Raw genomic sequence first — 26,340 nt, forward strand, 5'->3', positions numbered from 1 at the left:
GGCGCATTTGAGGGCGCAGGGGTAGGGCGGTAGCAGGATGGAGCCAAGAGGGCGAGGGACGCTGCGGTGGTTAGCGCAGCGCCATCCTGGCACCTAGTCTGAGGGTTCTTGTCTTCAGCGGAGCCTGCCCTTGTCCCCGATTGCCCATACCCTCGTCATCGGTTTCCTGAGCTTCGTTGCGTTGGTCGTGATCATCCGGCTCTCCGGCAAGCGCACGCTGTCGAAGTGGAACGCCTTCGACTTCGTGATCACCATCGCCCTGGGCTCGACCCTCTCCACGGCGCTGATCACGCCGACGGTGTCGCTGGCGCAGAGCGTGGTGGCGTTCGTGCTGATCGTCGCTCTGCAGTTCGTGATCACCTTCAGCTCGGTGCGCTCGAAGCGGATCGAGAATCTGGTCAAGTCACGCCCGACCCTGCTGCTCTACGATGGCACGCTGCGCCACGCGGCGATGGCCCGCGAGCGGGTGGTGGCGGTGGAGATCCTGGCCGCGCTGCGCGAGCGCGGCATCGCCGACATCGAGAGTGTGCATGCCGTGGTGCTGGAGACCGACGGCACCTTCAGCGTGATCCCCGACGCCGGGACCAGCGATTCGGCGCTGGCCGGCGTCGAGGGTGTGCCGCCACGCTGAGCATCGATCACGCCTCGGCGTCGAGCGCCTCGCTCTCCAGGAAGCCGCCGGACTGGCGCTGCCATAGCCGGGCGTAGAGGCCGTTGGCGCGGATCAGCTCGGCGTGGGTGCCCTGTTCGACGATGTGCCCCTGCTCCATCACCACCAGCCGGTCCATGGCGGCGATGGTGGAGAGGCGGTGAGCGATGGCGATCACCGTCTTGCCCTGCATCAGCCGGTCCAGATTCTCCTGGATCGCGGCCTCGACGTCGGAGTCCAGCGCCGAGGTCGCCTCGTCGAGAATCAGGATCGGCGCGTCCTTGAGCATCACTCGGGCGATCGCCAGACGCTGGCGCTGGCCGCCGGAGAGCTTGACCCCACGCTCGCCGACATGGGCGTCGAAGCCGGCGCGCCCCTGGATATCGCGCAGCCCCTCGATGAACTCGGCCACGTGGGCCTCGCGGGCGGCGCGCCAGGCCATCTCGTCGCTGGCATCCGGGCGACCGTAGAGCAGGTTGTCGCGCACCGAGCGGTGCAGCAGCGAGGTGTCCTGGGTGACCATGCCGATCTTGGCGCGCAGGCTCTCCTGGGTGACCGTGGCGATGTCCTGGCCATCGATGCGGATCGCCCCGTGCTCCAGCTCGTAGAAGCGCAGCAGCAGGTTGACCAGGGTCGACTTGCCCGCGCCGGAGGGGCCGATCAGACCGATCTTCTCGCCCGGGCGGATGGTCAGCGCCAGGTCGTCGATCACGCCGCTGCCCTTGCCGTAGTGGAAGCGAATATGGTCGAACACGATCTCGCCGCGGGGCACCGCAAGCGGGGTGGCGTCGTCGCGATCCTCGATCTGGTGCGGCAGTGACAGCGTCGCCATGCCGTCCTGTACCGTGCCGATGTTCTCGAACAGTGCCGAGACCTCCCACATGATCCACTGCGACATGCCCCAAAGACGCATCACCAGGCCCAGTGCCACCGCCACTGCGCCCACGCTCACCGCCTCGTCGAGCCACAGCGATAGCGACAGCCAGCCGACGCTGAACAGCAGCAGCGCATTGAGCAGATAGAGCAGCCCGTAGAGGCCGGTGACCAGGCGCATCTGACGGTAGACCGTGACCAGGAAGCCGGCCATGCCCTCACGCGCGAAAGCCGCTTCGCGGCTGGCGTGGGAGAACAGCTTGACCGTCTGGATATTGCTGTAGCTGTCGACGATGCGTCCGGTCATGCGCGAACGCGCGTCGGCCTGGGATTTCGACACCCGGCCCATGATCGGCACGAATATCCGCAGCAGCACCAGATAGCCGCCCAGCCAGACCACCAGCGGTATCGCCAGGCGCCAGTCGGCGTTGCCCACCAGCAACAGCGTGCCCAGGAAGTAGACGCTGACGTAGTTGAGCACGTCGAACAGCTTGATCACGCACTCGCGCACGGCCAGTGACGTCTGCATCACCTTGGTCGCGATGCGTCCGGCGAACTCGTCCTGATAGAAGCCCATCGACTGGCGCAGCAGATAGCGGTGCGCCTGCCAGCGGATACGCATGGGATAGTTGCCCATCATCGTCTGCTGCTGGAACAGCGAGTGCAGCCACACCATCCCCGGCAGCGCCACCAGTACCACCAGCGCCATGCCGGCGAGCTTCCAGCCCTGGTCGGCGAGGAAGGTGGCGCGGTTCTGGTCGGCGAGCCAGTCGACGATATTGCCGAGGAAGCCGAACATCCACACCTCGACGCCGGCGATCAGCGCCATCAACGTGGTCGCCGCCAGCAGGTAGGGCCAGGCCCCACGGGTATAGTGCAGGCAGAAGGCGATCAGGGTGTCCGGCGGGCGCTGGGGCTCCGCCGACGGGAAGGGGTCGAGACGTTTTTCGAACCATTGGAACATGGCAAACCTGCAGTGGCGGAGGAGGAGCGTGGCGTGGTCGTTTCGGCAACACGTGGCGTTGATCGATACCCACCTGCGGTCATTGTATGCCGAACGCGGCGCGAGCCTGTCGCTGGCGCTTGCCGCGGCGGACGTTTTCCGCCAGCGTAAGACCTCGAGTATGGTTGAGGTAAAGCCCCAATGGAGAGTACCAACACCCGGCCCCGCCGGCTCGCCGCGACCAAGCAGGCGCTCAGCGTGGGCGATGTCGCCCGGCGCTGCGGCGTGGCGGTCTCGACGCTGCACTTCTACGAGACCAAGGGCTTGATCCATAGCTGGCGCAATGCCGGCAATCAGCGCCGCTACACCCGCGACGTGCTGCGCCGGGTGGCGGTGATCAAGATTGCCCAGCGTACCGGGGTGCCGCTGGCTGAGATCCAGCAGGCGCTGGCCACGCTGCCCGATTCGCGCACGCCGACGGCGGCGGATTGGCGGCGCTTGTCAGAGCGCTGGCGAGCAGCCCTGGACGAGCGCATCAATCAGCTCACTTTGCTGCGCGACCAGCTCGATGGCTGTATCGGCTGTGGCTGTCTGTCGTTGTCGCAGTGCCCGCTACGCAACCCCGGTGACGTGCTCGGCGGCGACGGCGAAGGTGCGCAGCGGCTGGGATAGGCCGATGTCCGCGTGGCCCACGTGAAGAGATATTCGCGTAGTGCCGGGACAGCGAGACCGGGGCAGTATTACGACTCGAAACAGGCCAGCCACTTACCCAGTAGGCGGTCCAGCTCCGCACGCTCGTCGTCGGATAGGCATCGAGTCATGGCGTGCTGATTGTCGACGTGGCTATCCACGGCCTCATCGATCAGTTCAAGTCCCTGTGGCGTCAATCGAATCTGGAATCCGCGGCCATCTTCAGGGTTGCGAATGCGCTCAACGTAACCGGGTTTGACTAGGCGGTCGATGCGATGGGTCATGGTGCCGGAGGTGACCATAGTCCAAGCGATCAGTGTCGACGGTGTCAGCGTATAGGGACTCCCGGCGCGGCGCAGCGTCGCCAGCACGTCGAAATCCGCGGGGGTCAGGCCGTGCTCGGCCAGTACCGCCTCCGTACGTCGGGAGATATGTTGCGTCAGACGCTTCAGGCGGCCCAGTAGGCCCATGGGCACGACATCGAGATCGGGCCGCTCGGCGTGCCACTGACGCAGAATGTGATCGACTTGGTCCATGTCACGTAGCATCGGATGTTTTTATCTTGACGTCAAACAATAACGATGTATCTTGACGTCGAACTATATTGTTTGATGTCAAACTAATTAGGGCGCAGGGAGAGAGACGATGCGAGAGGCGTGGACATTGGCCGGTGCAGCGCTGGCGCCGGCGATCTGGGGTTCGACCTATCTGGTGACCACCGAGCTGTTGCCGCCGGGTTTTCCGCTGATGGCGGGTGTGTTGCGTGCCCTGCCCGCCGGCTTATTGCTGCTGCTCTGTGTCAGGCGTCTGCCGCCTTTGTCGTGGGTCGGACGACTGTTGCTGCTGGGCGGTTTGAACTTCACCGTCTTCTGGGCGCTGCTATTCGTGGCCGCCTATCGGCTTCCCGGAGGGATCGCCGCCACGCTGGGTGCGACGCAGCCGCTGATGGTGTTGATGCTGTCGCAATGGCTACTGGGCGCGCCCTGGCGCGGTGCGAGCGTCATCGCGGCATTGGCTGGACTGTTCGGGGTTGCGCTACTGCTGATCGAGCCGGACATGCAGCTGGATAGTGCCGGAGTGGTGGCCGCACTGGGGGCTGCCGGTTCGATGGCGCTGGGGAGCGTGCTGACCAAACGTTGGCGGCCGCCAGTCTCGGCGCTCACCTTTACCGCCTGGCAACTGGTTGCCGGCGGCATCTTGCTGCTACCGGTAGCACTACTGCTGGAGCCCGGCTTTCCTGCGCCGTCCTGGCGTAATGTCGCGGGCTACCTCTGGTTGGGGGGAGCGGGGGCTGCCTTGACTTACTGGCTGTGGTTTCGCGGTATCGAGATATTTGGCCCCACGCGGGTCTCGGCCCTGGGCTTTCTGAGTCCTCTCAGTGCTGTGCTGTTGGGCTGGCTATGGCTGGATCAAAGCCTCTCCGCCCTGCAGCTTTTCGGTACCGGTGTCGTATTGCTCAGCGTCTGGAGCAGTCAGCGCGTGGCGCGTTCGGCGCGCGCATTCAAGGGGATAAGCGGGGGGAGTCGCGCATGAAGCTCGTCATATTGGGGGCGAAGGGCATGGTGGGAAGCCGTTTGATTGCGGAAGCGCGGCGTCGGGGACATGACGTGCTGGGTGTCAGCCGCTCGGACGACGCCAATGTATCCGAAGGTGCCTCAAGTCGCCGACGTCTGGATGTTGCGACCCAGCCGGAGGTGTTGAGAGAGATCATACGGAGCCAGGACGTGGTGATCAGTGCGCTGCGTCCAGCCGCTGGGCGTGAGTCGGAACTCCCGATGCTGACCCGAGCCGTGGTGGAGGCGGCATACGATGAGCGCAGGCCAGTCTTGGTGGTGGGCGGCGCGGCTAACCTGCAGTTGTCCGATTGCGCCAACGATACGGTTTTGTCTCGTCCCGGCTTCTTGCCCGATAGCGTGCGCCCCATCGCCGAGGCTTGCGCGGCTCAGGAAGCTTATCTGGCGACCTCATCCGCGCACTGGCTCTGCCTGAGACCGGCAGCCGAACTTGTTCCAGGGGAGCGCACCGGAAACTATGTACTGGGACGGAGCCGGTTGGTGACGAATGCGCAAGGGCGGTCACGAATCTCGGTGGAAGACTACGCGGTTGCCATGCTCGATCTGGCCGTCTCTCCAGCCCCATGGCGAACCCTGCTGGCTGTGGGCTGGGGCTGACGATTCTGAAGCTGAGCTCGGATCATGTCTCGAACGGCAGCACCGCGGTATAGATGGCGAGGAAGTGGCAGACGCTGCCGCCGATCACGAACAGGTGCCAGATGGCGTGGTGAAAAGGGATCACGCGCAGGGCGTAGAACAGTACGCCGACCGTGTAGGTGATGCCGCCGGCGACCAGCAGGGCGAGGCCGGTGGGGGATAGCTGTGTGGTGAGACTGTCAGAGGCGATCACGATCAGCCAGCCCATGATCAGGTAGATGAACACCCGCAGCAGGTTGAAGCGCTGCGGCCAGATCAGGCGCAGGGCGATACCGCCCAGGGCCAGCCCCCAGATCACGCCGAACAGCGCCCAGCCCATGGGCCCGCGCAGGTTGACCAGCAGAAAGGGGGTGTAGGTGCCGGCGATGAGCAGATAGATGGCGCAGTGGTCGAAGGCCTGGAAGACGCGTTTCAGGCGCTGGCTGCGAAAGCCGTGGTAGAGCGTCGAGGCGGTGTAGAGCGCCAGCAGGCAACTGCCGTAGAGCGAGACGCTGACGATCTTCCACGGGTCGACCTCGGCGGCGATGCTGGCGAGTACGATCAGCACGATCATGCCGGCGAGACTCAGCGCGGCGCCGATCCCGTGGCTGATGCTGTGCAGCCACTCCTCCAGCCGGGTGTACTCTTCCTCCTCCTCAGCGGCCTGGGGCGGTGAGGCGTGCTCGGGTTTCGATGTCGAGTATCGAGAAGACGACAGAGGGTGCGAAGCGGAATCGGGCATGATGACTGAGCCTTCTGCCTGCAGAGGCCAGGCAGGATCGAGAGCGGGGACACCGTTTGGACCGGAACGCCGGTCGGGCGTTCAGTCTGTCGTCCCATGATGACGCAACGATGACGTCGCCGGAAGGCTCGGCGATGCCGATTCAGGCGTCGCGCTCGATGTCGACGTCGCTGGCGGGGGTGAAGTCGTCGAGCGCCATCATATGGCCGAGCTTGCCGACCTTGGTGGTCAGGTAGTGCTCGTTGAAGGGGTTGCGCCCGGTGGTGATCGAGAGACGCTCGTGAATGCGCACGCCATCGCGGCTGAGTGCCTCGACCTTGCGCGGATTGTTGGTCATCAGGCGCAGCGCGGGAATACCGAGGTGGTCGAGCATGGGCACGCAGATATCGTAGCGGCGCTGGTCGGCGCCGAAGCCGAGACGCTCGTTGGCCTCCACGGTGTCGGCGCCGGTGTCCTGCAGGGCATAGGCGCGGATCTTGTTGAGCAGGCCGATGCCGCGCCCCTCCTGGCGCAGGTAGAGCAGCGCACCGCGCCCCTCGTCGGCGATGCGCTTGAGCGCTTCCTGCAGCTGATAGCCGCAGTCGCAGCGCATCGAGAACAGGGCGTCGCCGGTCAGACACTCGGAGTGGACGCGAGCCAGCACCGGCTCCGGCGTGGTGACATCGCCGAGCGTGAGCACGACGTGCTCTTTGCCGGTGGACTCTTCCTGGAAGCCGTGCAGCGTGAAGGTCGCCCAGGGTGTGGGCAGCTGCGATGCGGCGATGAAACGGATCGACACGTTGACCTCGCGAAACGGGCCCTGCGGGTAAGGCGCGGGCTCACCCTGACGTTGAGGGGCAGCATTATATCAGGCTTGCGCGTGTATCCGTTACACTGCAGGCAAATCTCCCGTGCGAAGAGCGCTATGACACTGCAAAACGATCGCCTGCTGCGGGCCCTGGCTCGCCAACCGGTGGACCGCACGCCGGTCTGGATGATGCGTCAGGCCGGCCGCTATCTGCCGGAGTACCGCGCCACCCGCGCCGATGCCGGCAGCTTCATGGACCTGTGCCGCAACGCCGATCTGGCCTGCGAGGTGACGCTGCAGCCGCTGGCGCGCTACCCGCTCGATGCCGCGATCCTGTTCTCCGATATTCTCACCATCCCCGACGCCATGGGGCTGGGGCTCTATTTCGAGACCGGCGAGGGGCCAAAGTTCCGCCATCCGGTGCGTACCGCCGCCGAGGTTGCCGCGCTCAGCGCGCCGGATGCCGAGCACGATCTCGACTACGTGATGAACGCGGTGCGCACCATCCGCCGCGAGCTCGATGGTCGGGTGCCGCTGATCGGCTTCTCCGGCAGCCCCTGGACGCTGGCGACCTACATGGTCGAGGGCGGGTCGAGCAAGGATTTCCGCCATATCAAGGCCATGCTCTACGGCGATCCGCAGACGCTGCACACCCTGCTGGGCCTGCTCGCCACCGCGGTGACCGACTATCTCAATGCCCAGATCCGTGCCGGCGCTCAGGTGGTGCAGATCTTCGACACCTGGGGTGGGGCGCTGTCGACCCCGGCCTACGAGGCGTTCTCGCTGGCCTACATGCGGCGCATCGTGGGTGGGCTGATCCGCGAGCACGACGGCCGCCGGGTGCCGGTGATCCTTTTCACCAAGAACGGCGGGCAGTGGCTGGAGTCGATCGCCGACAGCGGCTGCGATGCCGTCGGTCTCGACTGGACCACCGAACTCGGCGACGCGCGGCGTCGGGTCGGCGAGCGCGTGGCGCTGCAGGGCAATCTCGACCCCAACGTGCTGTTCGCGCCGCCGGCGCAGATCGGCGCCGAGGTCGAGCGGGTGCTGGCCAGCTACGGTCATGGCCCAGGCCACATATTCAACCTGGGTCACGGCATCAGCCAGTTCACCGATCCCGATCACGTCACGGCCTTCTTCGACGCGCTGCATGCAGCGAGCCCGGCCTATCACCGCTGAAGCCGGCGCCAGCGGCATCGACGGCCTGCTGCTGTTCGATGCCGACTGCCCGTTCTGCCGGCGTGCGGTGCGCTGGCTGCTGGCGCATGAGCGCGACGCGGGCGCCGGCCTCGCGCTGAGCGGTCTCGATAGCGCGCTGGGGCAGCACGTGGGGCGCCATTTCGGCCGCGATCTCGCGCGCTGCGATACGATCCGCTATGTCACCGGCGGTGAGCTTTACGAGGAGAGCGAGGCGTTGTGGCGGCTGGGGCGCCGGCTGCGAGGGGGCTGGCGGCTACTGGCATGGCTGCGCTTGGTGCCGGCGCCGCTGCGCAACGCCGTCTACCGTGGGGTCGGACGCTACCGTCGGCGCCTGGCCCCGGATACTGATGCGCGGCTGGAGGATGACCCACGCTGGCGCGAACGGCTCGATGCCACGCTCTGCTCACGCCTGGGCCTGCCGACGACACTTTGCGAGGTACCGCGATGACACGACAGCGTTATGGCGCGTGGCGCAGGCTGGCCGTCCTGGCCGTTCTGGTCTGGGCCATTGCGGTGGCCTGGGGCAGCCTGACACCGGCTGCCGAGATGCCGCGACACCTGCCGTGGGACAAGTTCAATCATGTCGTCGGCTACGCTGGACTCACGCTGTGGCTTGGCCTCGCCGTGCGGCGCTGGGCCTGGGCGCGGGCTTGGCTGATCGCGCTCGTGTTCGGTCTCGTCATCGAGTATCTGCAGCTACGGGTTCCCGGCCGCGCCGGCGGTGATTGGGAAGATATTCTGGCCAACGCGCTGGGTGCCACCGTGGCCGCGCTGCTCGGCGCCAGAATACGTCGCTGTCGCCGTCGGCGCGCTGCTGCGACCGCAACGGACATGCCCTGAAGCGGTTCCTCTCCCCCTGCCCATGACGACTCGGCCCGCGTCCCTGGTGCACGCGGGCACCACGCGCCATGTCGACTATCGAGCGGCTGATGCTTATCCATTAGTGGCATGGCCGCCGACCTGGCGTGCGCGATTCAACGCTAGCGCTGTCTTCCGATGATGCTTTTTGGTGCAAGGGGCTCGCGTCGGCACGCTTTTGAAACAGAATGTTGCCCGTGTTTCTGCGGTTTGCGCCTTGTCGGCCCTGCCGGTGGAGATCGTAAGCCTCCTAGGCGAGCGTTGAATCACGGATTTACGGGCGGTAGCGCGAAAGTGGAACGGACTTTGCTAATTTCTTCTGGGCATGCTTCGACATGCACTTAAATGACAACGCAAGGGAGTGGATTCCACCATGCGCCACAAGAACAAAAGCCTGTCTCTTCTCTCCGCCGCCGCGCTGACGGCCCTGGCGGCGTCGCAGGCTCAGGCTGCCACCCTGGACAACGTGAAAAGCAACGGCGAGTTCAAGTGCGGCGTCAGCACAGGGCTCACCGGTTTCTCCTCCCCCGACGAGAACGGCAAGTGGACCGGCATCGATGTCGAAGTGTGCCGCGCCATCGCCGCCGCCGTGCTGGGCGACCCGACCAAGGTGGTGTTCGCGCCGCTGACCGCCAAGGAGCGTTTCACCGCGCTGCAGTCCGGCGAGATCGACGTGCTCTCGCGCAACACCACCTGGACCGCGACCCGCGACAACTCGCTGGGCCTCAACTTCACCGGGGTCAACTTCTACGACGGCCAGGGCTTCCTGGTGCGCAAGGATCTCGGCATCAAGAGCACCAAGGAGCTGGATGGCGCCTCCATCTGCGTGCAGGCCGGCACCACCACCGAACTCAACATGGCCGACTACTTCAAGGCCAACGACATGCAGTTCCAGCAGGTCGCCTTCGACACCTCCGACCAGACCGCCCAGGGCTTCGACAGCGGCCGCTGTGACGTGCTCACCTCCGACTCCTCGCAGCTGGCGGCGCTGCGTCTGCAGCTCGCCGATCCCTCCAGTGTGGAGATTCTGCCCGAGCGTATCTCCAAGGAGCCGCTGGGGCCGGTGGTGCGCCAGGGCGACGACCAGTGGTTCGATATCGTCAAGTGGACCCTGTTCGCGATGCTCGACGCCGAAGAGCTGGGGGTGACCAGCCAGAACGTCGACCAGATGCGCGACAACCCGCCCAACCCGGATGTCGCCCGCCTGCTGGGTAAGGATGGCAACTTCGGCGAGCAGATGGGTATCAGCAACGACTGGGCCTACAACATCGTCAAGATGGTGGGTAACTACGGCGAGATGTTCGATCGCACCGTGGGCAAGGACTCGCCGATGGGCCTCGAGCGCGGTATCAACGCGCTGTGGAACCAGGGCGGTATCCAATACGCGCCGCCGGTTCGCTGAGTGCGTGAAGCCGCCCGTCGAGTACCCGAGAGGGCGCTCGACGGGCGGTCAGCAGACGTTTCCCGACGTCGTCTCCCGGCTACGCGCCGGGAGTCGTTGCCGCTCACCGCTCGAGTAGAGACCTGACTTCTCATGCTGCGTCCATCCACCTCGCTGCCACGCCGAGGGCAGGGGCCGCTGTGGCGGAATCCCACCGTTCGTGCGCTGATCATCCAGGCCGTGCTGTTCCTGATCCTGGCGATCTTCATCGGTTATCTCGTCCACAATACCCTGAACAATCTCGAAGCCCGCGGCATCCAGACCGGCTTCGGCTTCCTCGAGGGGCGTGCCGGCTTCTCGATACCGCAATCGCTGATCGACTACACCAGCGACTCCAGCTACGGCGCCACCTTCGTCGTCGGCCTGCTCAACACCCTGCTGGTCTCCGCCCTGGGGATCGTCGCGGCGACGCTGATTGGCTTCGCGGTGGGCATCGCCCGGCTGTCGTCCAACTGGCTGCTGGCGCGGCTGGCCACCATCTACGTGGAGATCTTCCGCAACATCCCGCTGCTGGTGCAGATCCTGTTCTGGTACTACGCCGTGCTGCGGGCACTGCCTTCGCCGCGCGATAGCCTGTCACTGTTCGATCTGTTCTTCTTCAACGTGCGTGGGGTGGTGATGCCCGACCCGCAGCCGCTGGCGGGGTTTTCCGCCACGCTCTGGGCGCTGCTGATCGCGGTGGTCGCCACGCTGCTCTTCGCGCGTTTCGCCAAGCGCCGCCAGGCGGCCACCGGCCAGGCGCTACCGGTCTACTGGATCGGGGCGGCGGTCGTCATCGGGGTGCCGCTGATCGTGTTCGTGGTCAGCGGCGCGCCGCTGGCGTGGACGCTCCCCGAACTCCGCGGTTTCAACTTCCGCGGTGGGATCAACATCCTGCCCGAGCTGGTGGCGCTGTGGCTGGCGCTGTCGATCTACACGGCGGCGTTCATTGCCGAGATCGTGCGCTCCGGCATTCTCTCGGTCTCCCACGGTCAGACCGAAGCGGCGCGCTCGCTGAGCCTGCCCGGCAGCATCACCCTGCGCAAGATCGTGATTCCGCAGGCGATGCGGGTGATCGTGCCGCAGATGACCAGCCAGTATCTCAACCTGATCAAGAACTCGTCGCTGGCCACGGCGATCGGCTATCCCGATCTGGTGGCAGTGTTCGCCGGCACCACCTTGAACCAGACCGGGCAGGCGATCGAGATCATCGCCATGACCATGGCGGTCTATCTGGTCATCAGCCTGACGGTGTCGTTTCTGATGAACCTCTACAACGCCCGCACGCTGCTGAAGGAGCGATGAGATGCGTGAATCGACGTTTCGCACTCAGATGATCGAAGCGCGCGAGGCCCCGGATCAGCGCCGCGGGATCAGCGGCTGGCTGCGCGCCAATCTGTTCAATGGGCCGCTCAACAGCGTGGTCTCGGTGGCGGTGATCGGCCTGCTGGCGTGGATCCTGTGGCCGTTTCTGAAGTGGGCGGTGGTCGATGCCAACTTCCTCGGTTCGACCCGTGAGGACTGTACCGGCAGCGGCGCCTGCTGGGTGTTCATCTCGGCCCGCTTCGAGTCGATCATCTACGGCTTCTATCCGGCCGCCGAGCGCTGGCGGGTGGACATCGTGTTCGCGCTGATGGCGGTGCTGGTGGCGTGGCTGGCGATCCCGCGATTGCCCAAGAAGCGTCTGGTCGGGCTGTTCACGCTGGTCGGCTTCCCGATCATCGCCTGGTTCCTGCTGCTGGGCGGTCACTTTGGTCTGCCCGAGGTGCCCACCCGTGCCTGGGGCGGCCTGATGCTGACCCTGACCGTGGCCACGGTGGGTATCGTCGGGTCGCTGCCGCTGGGGGTGATTCTGGCCCTGGGGCGGCGCTCCAAGATGCCGTTCGTCAAGAGCGTGTGCGTCATCTTCATCGAGTTCTGGCGCGGCGTGCCGCTGATCACGGTGCTGTTCATGGCCTCGGTGATGCTGCCGCTGTTCGTGCCCGGCAACGTCGAGTTCGACAAGCTGCTGCGGGCGCTGATCGGCATCATGTTCTTCTGGAGCGCCTACATGGCCGAGGTGGTGCGTGGCGGGCTGCAGGCGATCGGCAAGGGGCAGAACGAGGCCGGTCAGGCGCTCGGCCTGGGCTACTGGCAGCGCATGGGGCTGATCATCCTGCCGCAGGCGCTGAAGCTGGTGATCCCGGGGATTGTCAACACCTTCATTGCGCTGTTCAAGGACACTTCGCTGGTGCTGATCATCGGGCTGTTCGATCTGCTGGCGATCATCCGTGCCGGGCTCACCGACTCCAACTGGCTGGGTTTCTCCACCGAGGGTTACGTGTTCGCGGCGCTGGTGTTCTGGATCTTCTGTTTCAGCATGTCGCGCTACAGCCAGTACATCGAGCGGCGCCTCAATACCAGCTATCGGCGTTGAGCCCGCCAGTGGCCAGCGCCTGAAACGTGACGCCCCGGGCTGCCGAGTGCCGCTCGGGCGATGGGCGAGACAACGACAATGAATGTAGGAATCAAGCCATGAGTGAAGCGCAAGCGGTCGCGGGCTCGGCCTCCAGCGGTGAGCCGATGATCCAGATCGAGCATCTCAACAAGTGGTATGGCAGCTTCCACGTGCTGCGTGACATCGACCTGACCGTGACCCGGGGCGAGCGCATCGTCATCTGTGGCCCGTCGGGGTCGGGCAAGTCGACCATGATTCGCTGTATCAACCATCTGGAGGAGCACCAGCAGGGCTCGATCGTGGTCAACGGCATCCCCATGAACCATGACATCAAGCGGATCGAGCAGATCCGGCGCAATGTCGGCATGGTGTTTCAGCACTTCAATCTGTTCCCGCACCTGACGGTGCTCGAGAACTGCTGCCTGGCGCAGATCTGGGTGCAGAAGAAGCCGCGCGTGGAAGCCGAGAAGACTGCCATGGAGTACCTGGAACGGGTGCAGATCGCCAATCAGGCGAAGAAGTACCCGGGGCAGCTCTCCGGCGGCCAGCAGCAGCGCGTGGCGATCGCCCGCGCACTCTGCATGCGCCCAGAGGTGATGCTGTTCGACGAGCCCACCTCGGCGCTCGACCCGGAGATGATCAAGGAGGTGCTCGACGTCATGATCGAGCTTGCCCATGAGGGCATGACCATGCTCTGCGTGACCCACGAGATGGGCTTCGCCAAGACCGTGGCCGACCGGGTGATCTTCATGGATCAGGGCCAGATCATCGAGGAGGCGCCACCGGAGACCTTCTTCAACAATCCGCGCTCGGAGCGTACGCAGCTGTTCCTGAGCCAGATCCTGGGACACTGACATGGGCATCGACAAGCGCATGGTCGCCGGTGCGCCGCAGCCGATCGCGCCCTTTTCCCACGCCTGCCGGGTAGGGGATCTGGTGTTCATCACCGGGCAGATGCCGACGGTGCCGGAGACCAACGAGATGCTGCTGGGGACCTTCACCGAACAGACCCATCGCGTGATGCAGAATCTGGCGATCGTGCTGGAGGCGGTGGGCAGCGGCTTCGAGCACGTGGTTCAGAGCCGAGTCTTCATCACCAACATGGGCCACTTCGACGAGGTCAACGGCGTCTACGCCAGCTACTTCGAGGCACCGCTGCCGACGCGCACCTGCATCGGTGTCACCGGGCTGGCCGGGGGCGCCGATGTCGAGGTCGACATGATCGCCTGGATCCCGCCGGCCGTCGGCTGAAGACGCCGCCAGGGTGGCGCGCTGCGCCGGCATCGCGGTCGACGAAGCGTGCCGGCGCGCGGCTCCGGCGCGCAACCCGCCGTATGGAGTGGCATCGAACTCGCCAGCATAAAGTTCATGTTCGAGGGGCCGATGATAGTTGGGCCAAACCTTCAACGGACCCTTCCAACGGACCTTAGCATGCTGAAATCCTTCAAGATTCGTATCATGGCCGGATGCCTGGCGATGATCCTGGTCGCACTCGCGGCCACCGGCGGCATCAGCTACTGGCTGGTCAGCCGCCATCAGCAGTCGGTCAATCAGGATCTGCTCGAGTCGGTGGCCAAGGGGCATCGTGACGCGATCGCTGCCTGGGCCACCTCGAAGCGCAAGCTGATCGAAGCGGTGGCTCCGGCAGTGGGTGGCGACACGCTGATTCCCGCGCTGCAGCAGACCGCCAGCGCCGGCGGCTTCAGCCAGGTCTATCTGGGCACGCCGGACAAGCGCCTGATCACCAACGACGGCTGGGAGCCACCGGCGGACTACGATCCGACCCAGCGCCCCTGGTACCGCGACGCGGTGGCAGCAGGGCAGACCACCGCCAGCGAGCCCTATCTCGACCTGGTGACGAACAAGCTGGTGGTGGCCTTCGCCACGCCGATCCAGCGTAATGGCAAGCTGCTGGGCGTGGCCGGTGCCGATGTGCCCCTCGACGAGGTGCAGGAGAACGTGCTCTCGATCCAGCCCACGCCCAAGAGCTTCGCCTTCCTGGCCGACACTGACGGCACCATCGTCGCCTATCGTGATGCCGACCTGAGCCTGAAGCCGGCGAGTGCGATCGCCGCCGATCTCGATGCCGCCAAGCTCGCGGCGGTGACCCAGAGCCCGCTGCCGACGCCGAGCGTGATCGACGGCCGCGCGGTGCTGCTCTACGCGGTGGCGGTGCCGGGTACCGACTGGCGCCTGGTGATCGCGCTGGATCGCGCCGAGGCCAATGCCGGCGCCAGCAGCCTGCTCAAGACCACCTTGGTGTCGCTGCTGGTGGCGGCGCTGATCGTTTCACTGCTGCTGTGGCTGCTGGTGTCGCCGGGCTTTCGCCGGCTCGAGGCGGCACGCGATGCCATGGCCGATATCGCCGACGGTGACGGTGACCTGAGCCGCCGCCTGACGATCGACGGGCGCGACGAGATCGCCCAGATCGCCATGGCGTTCAACGCTTTCGCCGGCAAGATTTCCGAGGTGCTGGGCCAGGTCAATGTCACCAGCCAGGCGGTGCGCCAGGCCTCCGAGGAGATCGCCCGTGCCAGCCAGGATCTGTCGCGCCAGACCGAGACCGCGGCGAGCCATCTGCAGGAGACCTCCAGCGCCATGGAGCAGATCTCCGGCACGGTGGAGAATACCGCCACTGCCGCCAGCGAGACCGACCAGCTGGCCCGCGATGCCAGCGAGCGTGCGGTGCGTGGCGGCGAGGTGGTGGGGCGCGCGGTGGAGACCATCGAGGCGCTCAACGGGCGCACCGAGCAGATCGCCGATATCGTCCGCCTGATCGAGGAGATCGCGTTCCAGACCAACCTGCTCGCGCTCAACGCCTCGGTGGAAGCGGCGCGCGCCGGCGAGCAGGGGCGCGGCTTTGCGGTGGTCGCCGGCGAGGTGCGCCAGCTGGCGAGCCGCTCGGCCAACGCCGCCGACGAGATCAAGGCGCTGATCGGCACCTCGGTGGCGCAGACCCGTGAGGGCACCGAACTGATGCGCTCCGCCGGTGACAGCATGAGTGCGATCGTCGATGCCATCTCGCGGGTGGCGACGACGCTCTCGGAGATCAACGTCGCCGCCCAGGAGCAGAGCCAGGGAGTGGGGCAGGTCAATCAGGCCGTGGGCGAGCTCGACCAGATGACCCAGCAGAATGCGGCCATGGTGGCCCAGTCCACGGCTGCCGCCGAACAGCTCCACGACCAGGCGACCCAGCTGGCGGCGATCGTCGGCGGCTTCAAGCTCGACGCCGACGCCGCGCGGCCGGCGCTCAGCCACGCTTGAGCGTAGCGCCATTCTCGACCACGCTTAGAGCGTGCTATCCACGGCCATGTCCGCGCCACGGACATGGCCCATCCACGGAAAAGGAGAATGGCTCATGGACAAGGTCTACGTGGTGGTCGCCGATGCCGCGCGTGCGCGTATCTTCGCCCGCGAGGCGCGGGTCATGCGTGAGATCGAGACGCTGACGCATCCGGAATCGCAACTGCATACCGGTGATCTGCGCACCGGCGGCAAGGGCGAGTCGACCTCGGGGCCGAGCCGGCGCCAGACCGGCAACGAGGATGCCACCTCCGAGAAGCAGGCGATGTTCTTCGCCAAGGAAGTGGCGGGCTACCTGCGCGACGCGCGTACCCAGGGCAAGGCCGACGAGCTGATTCTGATCGCCGCGCCGCAGTTCTTGGGCCAACTGCGCGACAAGCTCGACAAGCCCACCCTCGAGATGGTCACCCAGTCCATCGACAAGGATCTCTCCAAGGCCAGCGAGGCGGATATCGCCGCACAGCTCGGCTGGCATTGAGATCCGCCAACGTCTTCGGCCTTGAACATCCCGGGGCGTGGCGAAACGCGGATGGCGTCTGACGCCATCCGCGTTTTTGTTTTCTGCCTCCTGGTGGCGGCCACGCCACGCAAGCCCGCTACCCGTCTGCCGAGGTCACGGCACTGGTGGCAGATCGATCTCGTCGCTGCGCCGGGCGTCGGCGGTCATCTCGCGGCATAGCCTGAGAAACTCGCGCATCGCCGTGGTGAGGTACTTGTGGCGATGCCAGATGAAGGCGAAGCTGCGCGTCAGGTCGAGCTCCGGGGTCGCGATGGGCACCAGGCTGCCGCGCCGGAAAGCGTCGCGCAGCGCCAGCCGGGAGACGCAGCCGATGCCCAGCCCCGACTCCACGGCGCGCTTGATCCCTTCGGTGTGCTCCAGCTCCAGCAGGATATCGAAGCGGCCACGCCGATGGCGCATGGCGTGCTCCAGGGTGCGCCGGGTGCCCGAGCCCACTTCGCGCATGATCCACGACTCGCGCAGCAGACGCTCGATATCGGCGCTGCCTTCGGCGGCCAGCGGGTGGCGAGGCGAGCAGAACACGGTCAGATCGTCGTCGATCCATGGCTGAATGACGATGTCGTCGTGCTGGCAGTCGCCCTCGATCAGCCCCAGGTCGAGCTCGTGCAGGGCGATCCGTTCGACGATCGACGCGGTGTTGCGCACCTGCAGCCGCACCCGGCTCTCGGGATAGCGCTGCATGAAGTCGCTGATCAGCAGGGTGGCCAGATAGTTGCCGATGGTCAGCGTGGCGCCGACCTCCAGCGAGCCGATGCCGCGCTGGCCCTTGAGCAGCTCCTCGATCTCCTCGCCGCGGTCGAGCAGCGCCACTGCCTTGGGCAGCAGCTGGAAACCCAGGGCGTTGAGCTTGAGCCGCTTGCCGATACGGTCGAGCAGCTGGCAGTCGAACTGGCGCTCCAGCTCGGCCAGCGCTGCGCTGGTCGCCGACTGCGACAGCGCCAGGGTCTCGGCCGCGCGTGACACGCTCTGATGCTGGGCGATGGCGACGAACACCTCGAGCTGACGCAGGGTGTAGCGCATGATCGACTCCTATATCGACAGGATCGATAAACCTTATCCAGATAATCCGCTTAACAGAATAGCATCCGCTTCTTATAGTTTCGGCATCTACCCGGATCAGTCACTTATTCTTTTTCGATCTGATCATTTTCCGATCCGTTCATAGGAGCCTGGCATGAGCAAGTTCGCGCTGGAAGAAGTCCTTAGCGTCCACCACTGGAACGACACCCTGTTCAGCTTCCGCACCACCCGCGATCGCGGGCTGCGGTTCAAGAACGGTCAGTTCGTGATGATCGGACTGGAAGTGGAAGGCAAGCCGCTGGTGCGCGCCTACTCCATCGCCAGCCCCAACTACGAGGACCACCTCGAGTTCTTCAGCATCAAGGTGCCCGACGGTCCGCTCACCTCGCGCCTGCAGCACCTGCAGGTCGGCGACCAGGTCATGGTCAGCCGCAAGCCCACCGGCACGCTGGTGTGCGACGACCTGCTGCCGGGGCGCAATCTCTATATGCTCTCCACCGGTACCGGCCTGGCACCGTTCATGAGTCTGATCCAGGATCCGGAAGTCTATGAGCGTTTCGAGAAGGTGGTGCTGATCCACGGCGTGCGCCAGGTGAGTGAACTCGCCTACGCCGACTTCATCGGCAAGGAGCTGCCGTCGCACGAGTATCTGGGCGAGGAGATCAGTGAAAAGCTGGTCTACTACCCCACCGTGACCCGCGAGGATTTCCACACCACCGGGCGTCTGACCGACCATATCCGCAGCGGCAAGCTGTTCGAGGATACCGGCCTGCCGCCGCTGGACCCCAAGCAGGATCGCGCCATGATCTGCGGCAGCCCGGCCATGCTCGACGAGACCAGCGACCTGCTCGACGAGCTGGGCTTCTCCATCTCGCCGCGTATGGGCGAGCCGGGGGATTACGTGATCGAGCGCGCCTTCGTCGAGAAGTGATCTCTACCCGGGCATGACTGCCCGGAGAACTCTTCGCAGCGCAAAAAAGCCCTCGTCGACAGCGCGTCGACGAGGGCTTTTTTGCGGCTACAGGGTGAGCGCTTGCGCCTTACACCGCGTCCTTGCCGGTCTCACCGGTACGGATACGGATCACCTGTTCCAGCGGCGACACGAAGATCTTGCCGTCGCCGATCTTGCCGGTATTGGCGACCTTGGTGATGGCGTCGATCACCTGGTCGCTCATGCTGTCGTCCACGGCCACTTCCAGCTTGATCTTGGGCAGGAAGTCGACCACGTACTCGGCACCACGATAGAGCTCGGTGTGGCCCTTCTGACGCCCGAAGCCCTTGACCTCGGTGACGGTGACGCCCTGTACGCCGATCTCGGACAGGGACTCTCGCACGTCGTCCAGCTTGAAGGGTTTGATGATGGCGGTGACCAGTTTCATGGGGGAATTCTCCTCGCGTGCGTGGCGCTCTTCTGAACGGATCGTCTCGTCGCGGTGTGCGGACGAGGCCTGTGCGAAATGGGTGTAGCTCCAGGTCTTGGCCCAGTCCTGGCCCGCGGCCCTGGCCTAGCGCCTCTGACGACTGCCCGGCGGCTCACTCTATCTTAAACATACACCGCGATGTGCGGGAATGAAAAAAGGCCCCCCGAAGGGGGCCAGGGGAGCACGCCAGCTCACTCGGTGAATCGGCTCACTTCTTGCCGACGTTGAATTCAGGATAGGCCTCCATACCGCACTCGGCGATATCGACACCTTCGTACTCTTCTTCTTCGGAGACGCGCAGGCCCATGATCGCCTTGAGGATGCCCCAGACCACCAGGCTGGCGATGAAGGTCCAGGCGAAGATCGAGGCGATGCCCAGCAGCTGCGCGCCGAAAGAGGCATCGGTATTGGAGAACGGCACCGCGATCAGGCCCCAGACACCCACCACGCCGTGCACCGAGATGGCGCCGACCGGGTCGTCGATCTTGAGCTTGTCGAGAGTCACGATGGCGAACACCACCAGCAGACCACCGACCGCACCGATCAGCGTCGCACCCAGCGCGGTGGGGGCCAGCGGCTCGGCAGTGATCGCGACCAGGCCGGCCAGGGCACCGTTGAGGGCCATGGTCAGGTCGGCCTTGCGGAACCACAGCTTGGCCAGGATGATCGCGGCGATCACGCCACCGGCTGCGGCGGCGTTGGTGTTGACGAACACCTGGGCGACCGCGTTGGCTTCATCGACGTTGGAGACCATCAGCTCGGAGCCGCCGTTGAAGCCGAACCAGCCCAGCCACAGGATGAAAGTACCCAGCGTGGCCAGCGGCAGGTTGGCGCCGGGAATGGCGTAGATGGCGCCGTTCTTGCCGTACTTGCCCTTGCGCGCACCCAGCAGCAGTACACCGGCCAGCGCGGCGGTAGCGCCGCACAGGTGGACCACACCGGAGCCGGCGAAATCCTGGAAGCCGGCGGCGTCGAGGAAGCCACCGCCCCATTTCCAGTAGCCCTGAACCGGGTAGATGAAGCCGGTCATGACCACCGCGAAGGCCATGAACGCCCACAGCTTCATGCGTTCGGCCACGGCGCCGGAGACGATCGACATGGCGGTAGCGACGAACACCACCTGGAAGAAGAAGTCGGAGCGGGCCGAGTAGTAGACGTCGCCGCCGCTGCTCATCACGTCACTGACGCTGTGCTCGGCGCCGATCAGGAAGCCCAGGCTGGGGATGACGCCGCCACTCTCGCTGGAGTACATGATGTGGTAGCCGACCAGCAGGTACATGGTACAGGCGATGGCGTAGAGAACGACGTTCTTGGTCAGGATCTCGGTGGTGTTCTTGGCGCGCACCAGGCCCGCCTCGAGCATGGCGAAGCCAGCCGCCATCCACATCACCAGGGCGCCGGTCACCAGAAAATAGAAGGTGTCGAGCGCATAGGATAGTTGTACGACTTGATCGTTCATTCTGTGTGTCTCCTCGTTCCGCGCCGTTTTATACGGCGTCGGCCCCGCGTTCCCCGGTACGAATCCGGATGACGTCTTCGAGTGGCGTGACGAACAGCTTGCCGTCACCGATCTTGCCGCTGTTGGCGGCCTCGCGGATAGCGTCCAGTACCCCGTCGACGCGATCGTCATCGACGGCGACCTCGATCTTCACCTTGGGCAGGAAGTCGACGACATATTCCGCGCCGCGATAGAGTTCGGTGTGGCCTTTCTGACGGCCGAAGCCCTTCACCTCGGTGACCGTGATGCCCTGGACGCCGTTGTCGGCCAGCGCCTCGCGCACGTCATCGAGCTTGAAGGGTTTGATGATGGCGGTGATGAGCTTCATCCCTTGTCTCCCGTAGTCGGCTTGCGCCTGAAGCGACCATGCAGAAGCCGTGCCATCCGAAAATAACGTCTTTAAAATCATTAACTTAGTTCGCGACTTCGGGGCGGGGGCGCTTGGCATGCCGAACATGCGCGCGGCTAGTCGCACCAAATTGATGCGTGTGTCACATGCCGTTGCACTGAGAAGGCGCGCTGGCGAATCGTGCCGCCGGCAGGCATCTGGCGCGGGCGCCAGTGGCGCAGTTTGCGTATGCTGAAGGGCAGTCACGAATCAGGAGATCACACCATGTCGACACACGACCGTTTCGAGCGTCTGGCCAAGCAGATCGGCGACAAGCTGCAGGGCGCCTCCCAGGCCCCGGGCGACATCCAGCGCAACGTCCAGGGCGTACTGCGCGGCGCCATGGAGCGCATGGATATCGTCTCGCGCGAGGACTTCGACATCATGATGGACGTGCTCACCCGTACCCGGGAGCGGGTCGAGGCGCTGGAAGCGCAGGTGGCGGCGCTCGAGAACGCCCTGTACAGCGAGCGCGCCTCCCAGCCCGACGCGGCGCTGGCCGAGGACGATACCGACGGCAGCGGCGATGGCGTACAGCCCTGAGCGGGTTGGTGAACAGCCCTGAGCGGGGGGATAGACAGCCCTGCGTAAGCTAAGACTCGCGCAGGGTATCGGGGCGCTAGTGCTAAAGGGTCGGGTGATGAAGGCGATAACAGGATAATCGGCCCCTTATCCTGCACGGGCCGGCGGTGACGAGCCGCCGGCCCGCCTGCGTCCCGGGCATCTGCCGGGACGCGCCGTCACGGAGGCGACATGACCCTAGCCATCGTGCGCACGCGCGCCAGCCTCGGGCTCGAGGCGCCGCAAGTGCTGATCGAAATGCACCTCAGCAACGGCCTGCCGGGGGGCTGTTAGAGGCGGAGAATTTGGTGAAGGGTAGGAGCATCTGCAAGGCCTTGGGTGTCGACTCATGCACCAGCTTGGTACGTTGTCGCACGCTTGGTTTTTCTCAAGTGCCTACAAAAGGCGAGTCTGACGCTGGAAGTAGTCGAGTCATGGCGCCATGATTTGAGCATGCTCTGCGCATGGCTCTATGTGAAAATTGCTTTTTATTCAAGTGTTTATATTCCTTGGTGTATTCTGTACCGCTAGGTCGATGTATCTCCCGGAGGCTAGTGGTAAAGTACTGGCTATACATTCAGATAAGCCGTGGGGGCTCGCGAAGTGAGCATAGCTGGACTGTTCAGTGGTATCGGTGGGCTAGAGCTCCCATTCCATCAGCGTAACGTCCCAACCGAGCTTCTTTGTGACGTCTGGGATTCGTCCCGGACCGTTCTCCAATCGCACTTCCCCGATGTTCCGGTCTGGGAGGACATTGCCAATCTGGAACACTTGCCTGATGGAGTGGAGATCGTCACGGCAGGCTTCCCATGCACTGATCTTTCTCAGGCAGGACGAACCGCTGGGATCTCTGGCAAAGAATCAGGACTTGTCTCGCACGTTTTCCGGCTCCTTGAGAGCAGAGACTTAGAATGGTTAGTCCTAGAGAATGTCCGCAACATGCTCGCCCTAAACAAGGGCCAAGCGATGGCATTTCTTGTCTCGAAGCTGGAGGAGCTGGGCTTCAGTTGGGCTTACCGCCTGGTGAACTCCCAGTTTTCTGGTGTTCCACAGCGTCGTCACCGAGTTCTGTTTGTTGCATCGCGCCGCCACGATCCTCGCAATGTTCTCTTTGCGGACGATGCGGGAGAGCCTGGCAACTCGCACCTTCGCTCCGATGCCTATGGCTTCTACTGGACTGAGGGGCTCCGGGGGCTTGGTTGGGCCCAAGATGCAGTGCCTCCATTGAAGGGCGGTTCAGGTTTGGGGATACCTTCTCCCCCCGGGATCTGGTTACCGGACAATGCTCCTGGCATGAAGCTGGTAATCCCTTCGATTGAAGATGCAGAGGTACTCCAAGGCTTCGAAAGAGGATGGACCGAAAAGGCACAAGTTGGCTCTAAAAAAGGACCACGCTGGAAGTTGGTCGGGAATGCTGTGACTGTTGGCGTCTCTGACTGGCTTGTTGGGCGTCTATACAACCTTGGCGATGTGGTTGTGGAAAGCTCTTTGCTGAGACCAGGGAGTCGCTGGCCTGATGCAGCCTATGGTGCGAATGGTCAGATTTGGGAATTCAAAGCCTCTCATTGGCCTGTGCAGCGTACGTATCAGCACCTAACAGACGTTCTGACACCGGAGGTGCTGAGCCCCCTTTCTCATCGAGCTTCGGCTGGATTCCTCAAGCGTGCCTTACGCTCATCCTTGAGGTTCAACTCTGATTTTCTCTCAGACGTGAAAGAGCACGTCGAGCTAACTACCCCGCAGTCTAAAGACATTGTTAGTCAGCGACCACACTTAAGAAAAATTGCCAACGCATGATCGATAATCAAGAACCTAATCGCTGGGCTGATCTTGATCCAGAACCCGGGATCGTTCGGGCCTTGGAGCACGCAGGTGATCGAAACGAAAGTGATGATCAAAATGGAAAGCGGCATTGGAGTGAGAACTTCGCGAATGCTTGTGCGGTTGCCATTGCTGATCAATTTCGAAAATCAGATTTACGTAAAAAGCGCATCCTTCCAGACTCCTTAGAGAGCGGCACAGAGCCGTTAACTCCTCTCGGGTCGGGAACTTCCAAGCGAATTGATGTTACCGTAACTGATCCGATTCTTGGGCTTGAGGTCGGAGCATCACTAAAGGGATTGAATTTTAGAGATGGAAAAAGCAGATACTTCGACAAGAATATAACAGGGCGGCTCTACGAGCTTGGCGACGAAGTCCGGCTTGTGCATGAGCACCTACCTCATGCCTTCATGATTGGCATTGTGTTCATGCCTCTAGCCAGCGTTGCCGACAAGACTGAACGTTCCAGCTCATCCTTCGCGAATGCGGTGGTCAAGCTGAGAGAGCGAACGGGAAGGCTTGATGCGGCCCTGGCCGGTCAGTCCTCTCGTTGCGATATGGGATATGTCGCTCTCTACACCACAGGGGAAGAAGGATATCCTTCAGGGATTATTCGATTTCTTAATGTAGAGAATCCTCCTCCTCGTCGTGGTCGGCCTCGGGTAGAAGATACTTTCTCTTTGCGAGAGGCGATTGATGAAGCTGTGGCTAGAGCGACTTACACGAAGTCAATAACTTGGGCCGAGCCAGAAGGCGATGACAACTAATTTGTAGCATGGTGGTGGCATGAGCCAGAGGCCTGAGGCATCTTCTGAGTTAGTCCAGAAAAGAATGCGAAAGCAGCGCCGAAAGGATACAGCTCCTGAGATTGCCATTCGCCGTATCTTACATTCTCAAGGCTACAGGTACCGTGTTGACTTTCTGCTCCCTGACACCCGAAGACGCGCCGATTTAGTCTTTACTCGCTGCAAGGTTGCTATTTTCGTTGACGGTTGCTTCTGGCACTCGTGTCCTATGCACGGAACTGTTCCGAAGACTAATACCAAATGGTGGGTGGAGAAGCTTGCTAGAAATGTTGAGCGTGACAGAGATACCGATAGGCTACTCAAGGAAGCAGGCTGGATCGTGCTTCGTTTTTGGGAGCACGAGAGTCCGCAGGCTGCAGCCGAGGAAGTGGCTGCCGTATTGACACGATTTTATTAATTTTTTGGCTCTTTCCCGCTTTATGGTTTCTTCGTGCAGTGGGATCTGAGCGGTTTTGAGACTCTTGTTTTCAGTGGTCGCTGAGGGTGGTTAAGTTTGCAATGGTACAGGTAATAGGTGGTCACTAATTTAGGCCTGGTTGTTGATCCTAAAGTACCAGATCATGAGGGCGATAACAGGATAATCGGCCCCTTATCCTGCACGGGCCGGCGGTGAAGAGCCGCCGGCCCGCCTGCGTCCCCGGCATCCGCCGGGACGCGCCGTCACGGAGGCGACATGACCCTAGCCATCGTGCGCACGCGCGCCAGCCTCGGGCTCGATGCGCCGCAAGTGCTGATCGAAGTGCATCTCAGCAACGGCCTGCCGGGGGTGACCCTGGTAGGGCTGCCGGAGACCGCCGTGCGCGAGAGCCGGGAGCGGGTGCGCAGCGCGCTGCTCACCGCCGGTTTCGAGTTCCCCACCCGGCGTATCACTCTCAATCTGGCGCCCGCCGACCTGCCCAAGGATGGCGGCCGCTTCGACCTGCCGATCGCCCTGGGCATCCTGATGGCTTCCGGCCAGATACCGGTAGAGGCGGCCCAGCAGCTCGAGGTGGTCGGCGAGCTGGCGCTGGATGGCACGCTGCGCCCGGTCACCGGTGTACTGCCGACGGCGCTGGCCGCACGGGCCGCCGGGCGGGGGCTGATCGTGCCCGCGGCCAATGCCGACGAGGCCGCCCTGGCCGAGGGGTGCGAGGTGTTCGCGGCGAGGCATCTGCTGGCGGTGGTGGGGCATCTACTGGGCCGCGAGCGGCTCGCGGCGCACCATCTTGGGACGCCGCCGCGCGCCGAGATGGTTCAGCCCGACATGGCCGATGTCAAAGGTCAGCACCAGGCGCGCCGGGCGCTGGAAGTGGCTGCGGCCGGAGGGCACAACCTGCTGCTGGCGGGGCCGCCGGGTACCGGCAAGACCATGCTGGCGAGCCGCCTGGCCAGCATCCTGCCGCCGCTGAGCAGTGACGAGGCGCTGGAGGTGGCGGCGGTGCGTTCGGTGTGCGGGCTCTCGATCATGGATCGCTGGGGCCAGCGCCCATTTCGTAACCCGCACCATACCTCGAGCAGCGTGGCGCTGGTGGGCGGTGGCTCCAAGCCCCGCCCCGGCGAGATCTCGCTGGCGCACCACGGCGTGCTGTTCCTGGACGAGTTGCCCGAGTTCGACCGCCATGTACTGGAGGTGCTGCGCGAACCGCTGGAGTCGGCCCAGATCCTGATCTCGCGGGCCAACCACCAGCGCCGTTTTCCGGCCCGCTTCCAGCTGGTAGCGGCGATGAACCCGTGCCCCTGTGGCCACCTTGGCGACCCGCGCCAGCGCTGCCACTGCAGCCCGGCGCAGATCCAGCGCTATCAGTCGCGCCTCTCCGGGCCGCTGCTCGATCGTATCGATCTGCAGGTGGAAGTGCCGGCGCTGCCGGCTACCCAGTTGACCGATCAGACCCCGGGCGAGTCCTCGGCCAGCGTACGTCGGCGGGTGCTGGCGGCGCGCGAGCGTCAGCGCGCCCGCGGCTGGCTCAACGCCCAGCTGCCCGGCCCGGAGCTGGAAGCCGCCTGTGCCCTCAGCGTGGCCGAGCGCGAGTGGTTCGCCGGCGTGCTGGATCGGCTCAAGCTCTCGGCTCGCGCCTACCACCGGGTGCTGCGGGTCGCTCTGACCCTGACCGATCTGGGCGAGGAGTCACGGGTCGGGCGGCCCCAACTGATGGAAGCGATCGGCTATCGCCAGCTCGACCGGCTGCTCAACGCCGGCGATCCGCTGCGCGGCTGAGGGCAGCGGCGCGAGCCGAG

The 26,340-nt window shown here is 64.2% G+C and carries 28 protein-coding genes; 20 read left to right on the forward strand and 8 right to left on the reverse strand.

The annotated features are described in order from the left end of the window. Positions 1-130: 130 nt before the first annotated feature. Complete coding sequence (locus ABV408_RS00815) at positions 131-631, forward strand: YetF domain-containing protein (protein WP_353980663.1); 501 nt, start codon at positions 131-133, stop codon at positions 629-631. A 7-nt stretch (positions 632-638) separates the two neighbouring features. Here the strand turns inward: ABV408_RS00815 and ABV408_RS00820 are convergent, their stop codons facing one another. Next, positions 639-2,486, reverse strand: a complete 1,848-nt coding sequence (locus ABV408_RS00820) for an ABC transporter ATP-binding protein (protein WP_353980664.1) — start codon at positions 2,484-2,486, stop codon at positions 639-641. 180 nt (positions 2,487-2,666) lie between these two features. Between ABV408_RS00820 and soxR the strand changes: the two genes are divergently transcribed. Next, on the forward strand, positions 2,667-3,137 hold the full coding sequence (soxR, locus tag ABV408_RS00825; protein WP_353980665.1) for a redox-sensitive transcriptional activator SoxR: 471 nt from the start codon (positions 2,667-2,669) through the stop codon (positions 3,135-3,137). Positions 3,138-3,205: 68 nt separating this feature from the next. Here the strand turns inward: soxR and ABV408_RS00830 are convergent, their stop codons facing one another. Beyond that, on the reverse strand, positions 3,206-3,691 hold the full coding sequence (locus tag ABV408_RS00830) for a MarR family transcriptional regulator (RefSeq protein ID WP_353980666.1): 486 nt from the start codon (positions 3,689-3,691) through the stop codon (positions 3,206-3,208). Between the two features lie 109 nt (positions 3,692-3,800). Here ABV408_RS00830 and ABV408_RS00835 point away from each other — a divergent pair, with 109 nt between their 5' ends. Next, positions 3,801-4,688, forward strand: coding sequence for an EamA family transporter (locus ABV408_RS00835; protein ID WP_353980667.1), 888 nt, complete (start codon positions 3,801-3,803; stop codon positions 4,686-4,688). Then, the gene (locus ABV408_RS00840) at positions 4,685-5,326 is read left to right on the forward strand and encodes an NAD(P)H-binding protein (RefSeq protein WP_353980668.1); all 642 of its coding nucleotides are present in this window, start codon (positions 4,685-4,687) and stop codon (positions 5,324-5,326) included. The genes ABV408_RS00835 and ABV408_RS00840 overlap by 4 nt, the downstream gene beginning before the upstream one ends. A gap of 22 nt (positions 5,327-5,348) precedes the next feature. Here ABV408_RS00840 and ABV408_RS00845 read toward each other — a convergent pair whose 3' ends face one another. Both ABV408_RS00845 and ribA read right to left on the reverse strand, forming a co-directional pair. Continuing rightward, positions 5,349-6,086, reverse strand: coding sequence for a hemolysin III family protein (locus ABV408_RS00845; protein ID WP_353980669.1), 738 nt, complete (start codon positions 6,084-6,086; stop codon positions 5,349-5,351). A 142-nt stretch (positions 6,087-6,228) separates the two neighbouring features. After that, entirely contained in the window at positions 6,229-6,864 is a 636-nt protein-coding gene (gene ribA, locus ABV408_RS00850) for a GTP cyclohydrolase II (RefSeq protein ID WP_353980670.1), read from the reverse strand. A gap of 126 nt (positions 6,865-6,990) precedes the next feature. Between ribA and hemE the strand changes: the two genes are divergently transcribed. The 10 genes from hemE (at position 6,991) to ABV408_RS00900 (ending at position 16,569) form a co-directional block, all read left to right on the forward strand. Continuing rightward, on the forward strand, positions 6,991-8,052 hold the full coding sequence (hemE, locus tag ABV408_RS00855; RefSeq protein WP_353980671.1) for a uroporphyrinogen decarboxylase: 1,062 nt from the start codon (positions 6,991-6,993) through the stop codon (positions 8,050-8,052). Then, entirely contained in the window at positions 8,024-8,521 is a 498-nt protein-coding gene (locus ABV408_RS00860; protein ID WP_353980672.1) for a DCC1-like thiol-disulfide oxidoreductase family protein, read from the forward strand. Before hemE ends, ABV408_RS00860 begins: the two co-directional genes overlap by 29 nt. Continuing rightward, complete coding sequence (locus ABV408_RS00865) at positions 8,518-8,913, forward strand: VanZ family protein (RefSeq protein WP_353980673.1); 396 nt, start codon at positions 8,518-8,520, stop codon at positions 8,911-8,913. The genes ABV408_RS00860 and ABV408_RS00865 overlap by 4 nt, the downstream gene beginning before the upstream one ends. 391 nt (positions 8,914-9,304) lie before the next feature. Continuing rightward, the gene (locus ABV408_RS00870) at positions 9,305-10,333 is read left to right on the forward strand and encodes an amino acid ABC transporter substrate-binding protein (RefSeq protein WP_353980674.1); all 1,029 of its coding nucleotides are present in this window, start codon (positions 9,305-9,307) and stop codon (positions 10,331-10,333) included. 132 nt (positions 10,334-10,465) lie between these two features. Then, complete coding sequence (locus ABV408_RS00875; RefSeq protein ID WP_353980675.1) at positions 10,466-11,656, forward strand: amino acid ABC transporter permease; 1,191 nt, start codon at positions 10,466-10,468, stop codon at positions 11,654-11,656. A gap of 1 nt (position 11,657) precedes the next feature. Continuing rightward, positions 11,658-12,767, forward strand: a complete 1,110-nt coding sequence (locus ABV408_RS00880) for an amino acid ABC transporter permease (protein WP_051896484.1) — start codon at positions 11,658-11,660, stop codon at positions 12,765-12,767. 146 nt (positions 12,768-12,913) lie between these two features. Next, positions 12,914-13,642 (forward strand): amino acid ABC transporter ATP-binding protein, encoded by a 729-nt coding sequence (locus tag ABV408_RS00885; protein WP_405049934.1) that lies wholly within the window; start codon positions 12,914-12,916, stop codon positions 13,640-13,642. Between the two features lies 1 nt (position 13,643). Further along, on the forward strand, positions 13,644-14,039 hold the full coding sequence (locus tag ABV408_RS00890) for a Rid family detoxifying hydrolase (RefSeq protein WP_353980677.1): 396 nt from the start codon (positions 13,644-13,646) through the stop codon (positions 14,037-14,039). Between the two features lie 180 nt (positions 14,040-14,219). After that, positions 14,220-16,052, forward strand: coding sequence for a methyl-accepting chemotaxis protein (locus ABV408_RS00895; RefSeq protein ID WP_353980678.1), 1,833 nt, complete (start codon positions 14,220-14,222; stop codon positions 16,050-16,052). 94 nt (positions 16,053-16,146) lie between these two features. After that, on the forward strand, positions 16,147-16,569 hold the full coding sequence (locus tag ABV408_RS00900) for a host attachment protein (protein WP_035476355.1): 423 nt from the start codon (positions 16,147-16,149) through the stop codon (positions 16,567-16,569). Positions 16,570-16,704: 135 nt separating this feature from the next. Here ABV408_RS00900 and ABV408_RS00905 read toward each other — a convergent pair whose 3' ends face one another. Then, positions 16,705-17,631 (reverse strand): LysR family transcriptional regulator, encoded by a 927-nt coding sequence (locus ABV408_RS00905; protein WP_035476357.1) that lies wholly within the window; start codon positions 17,629-17,631, stop codon positions 16,705-16,707. 154 nt (positions 17,632-17,785) lie between these two features. On the opposite strand from ABV408_RS00905, the gene ABV408_RS00910 reads away from it, so the two are divergent. Beyond that, positions 17,786-18,562: a ferredoxin--NADP reductase gene (locus ABV408_RS00910; RefSeq protein ID WP_353980679.1), complete on the forward strand. Its 777-nt coding sequence runs from the start codon at positions 17,786-17,788 to the stop codon at positions 18,560-18,562. A 109-nt stretch (positions 18,563-18,671) separates the two neighbouring features. On the opposite strand, the gene glnK is transcribed toward ABV408_RS00910, so the two are convergent. The 3 genes from glnK to ABV408_RS00925 all read right to left on the reverse strand — a co-directional run bounded on the left by glnK (position 18,672) and on the right by ABV408_RS00925 (position 20,878). Then, positions 18,672-19,010 (reverse strand): P-II family nitrogen regulator, encoded by a 339-nt coding sequence (gene glnK, locus ABV408_RS00915; RefSeq protein WP_035476361.1) that lies wholly within the window; start codon positions 19,008-19,010, stop codon positions 18,672-18,674. Positions 19,011-19,260: 250 nt separating this feature from the next. Further along, a complete protein-coding gene (locus ABV408_RS00920) occupies positions 19,261-20,511 on the reverse strand; it encodes an ammonium transporter (RefSeq protein ID WP_353980680.1) in 1,251 nt (416 codons plus the stop codon). A 28-nt stretch (positions 20,512-20,539) separates the two neighbouring features. After that, on the reverse strand, positions 20,540-20,878 hold the full coding sequence (locus ABV408_RS00925) for a P-II family nitrogen regulator (protein ID WP_353980681.1): 339 nt from the start codon (positions 20,876-20,878) through the stop codon (positions 20,540-20,542). A 285-nt stretch (positions 20,879-21,163) separates the two neighbouring features. Between ABV408_RS00925 and ABV408_RS00930 the strand changes: the two genes are divergently transcribed. The 5 genes from ABV408_RS00930 (at position 21,164) to ABV408_RS00950 (ending at position 26,320) form a co-directional block, all read left to right on the forward strand. Next, a complete protein-coding gene (locus ABV408_RS00930; protein WP_353980682.1) occupies positions 21,164-21,481 on the forward strand; it encodes an accessory factor UbiK family protein in 318 nt (105 codons plus the stop codon). A gap of 621 nt (positions 21,482-22,102) precedes the next feature. Next, positions 22,103-23,296 carry a DNA (cytosine-5-)-methyltransferase gene (locus tag ABV408_RS00935; RefSeq protein WP_353980683.1) on the forward strand — a complete coding sequence of 398 codons (1,194 nt, stop codon included), beginning with the start codon at positions 22,103-22,105 and terminating at the stop codon, positions 23,294-23,296. Beyond that, on the forward strand, positions 23,293-24,087 hold the full coding sequence (locus tag ABV408_RS00940) for a hypothetical protein (RefSeq protein ID WP_353980684.1): 795 nt from the start codon (positions 23,293-23,295) through the stop codon (positions 24,085-24,087). Before ABV408_RS00935 ends, ABV408_RS00940 begins: the two co-directional genes overlap by 4 nt. 64 nt (positions 24,088-24,151) lie before the next feature. Further along, positions 24,152-24,523, forward strand: a complete 372-nt coding sequence (locus ABV408_RS00945; protein WP_353982188.1) for a very short patch repair endonuclease — start codon at positions 24,152-24,154, stop codon at positions 24,521-24,523. A 276-nt stretch (positions 24,524-24,799) separates the two neighbouring features. Continuing rightward, positions 24,800-26,320, forward strand: a complete 1,521-nt coding sequence (locus ABV408_RS00950) for a YifB family Mg chelatase-like AAA ATPase (RefSeq protein ID WP_353980685.1) — start codon at positions 24,800-24,802, stop codon at positions 26,318-26,320. The last annotated feature ends 20 nt before the right edge of the window (positions 26,321-26,340 follow it).

The sequence above is a fragment of the Salinicola endophyticus genome (genome assembly GCF_040536835.1).
GTDB lineage: Bacteria > Pseudomonadota > Gammaproteobacteria > Pseudomonadales > Halomonadaceae > Salinicola > Salinicola endophyticus_A.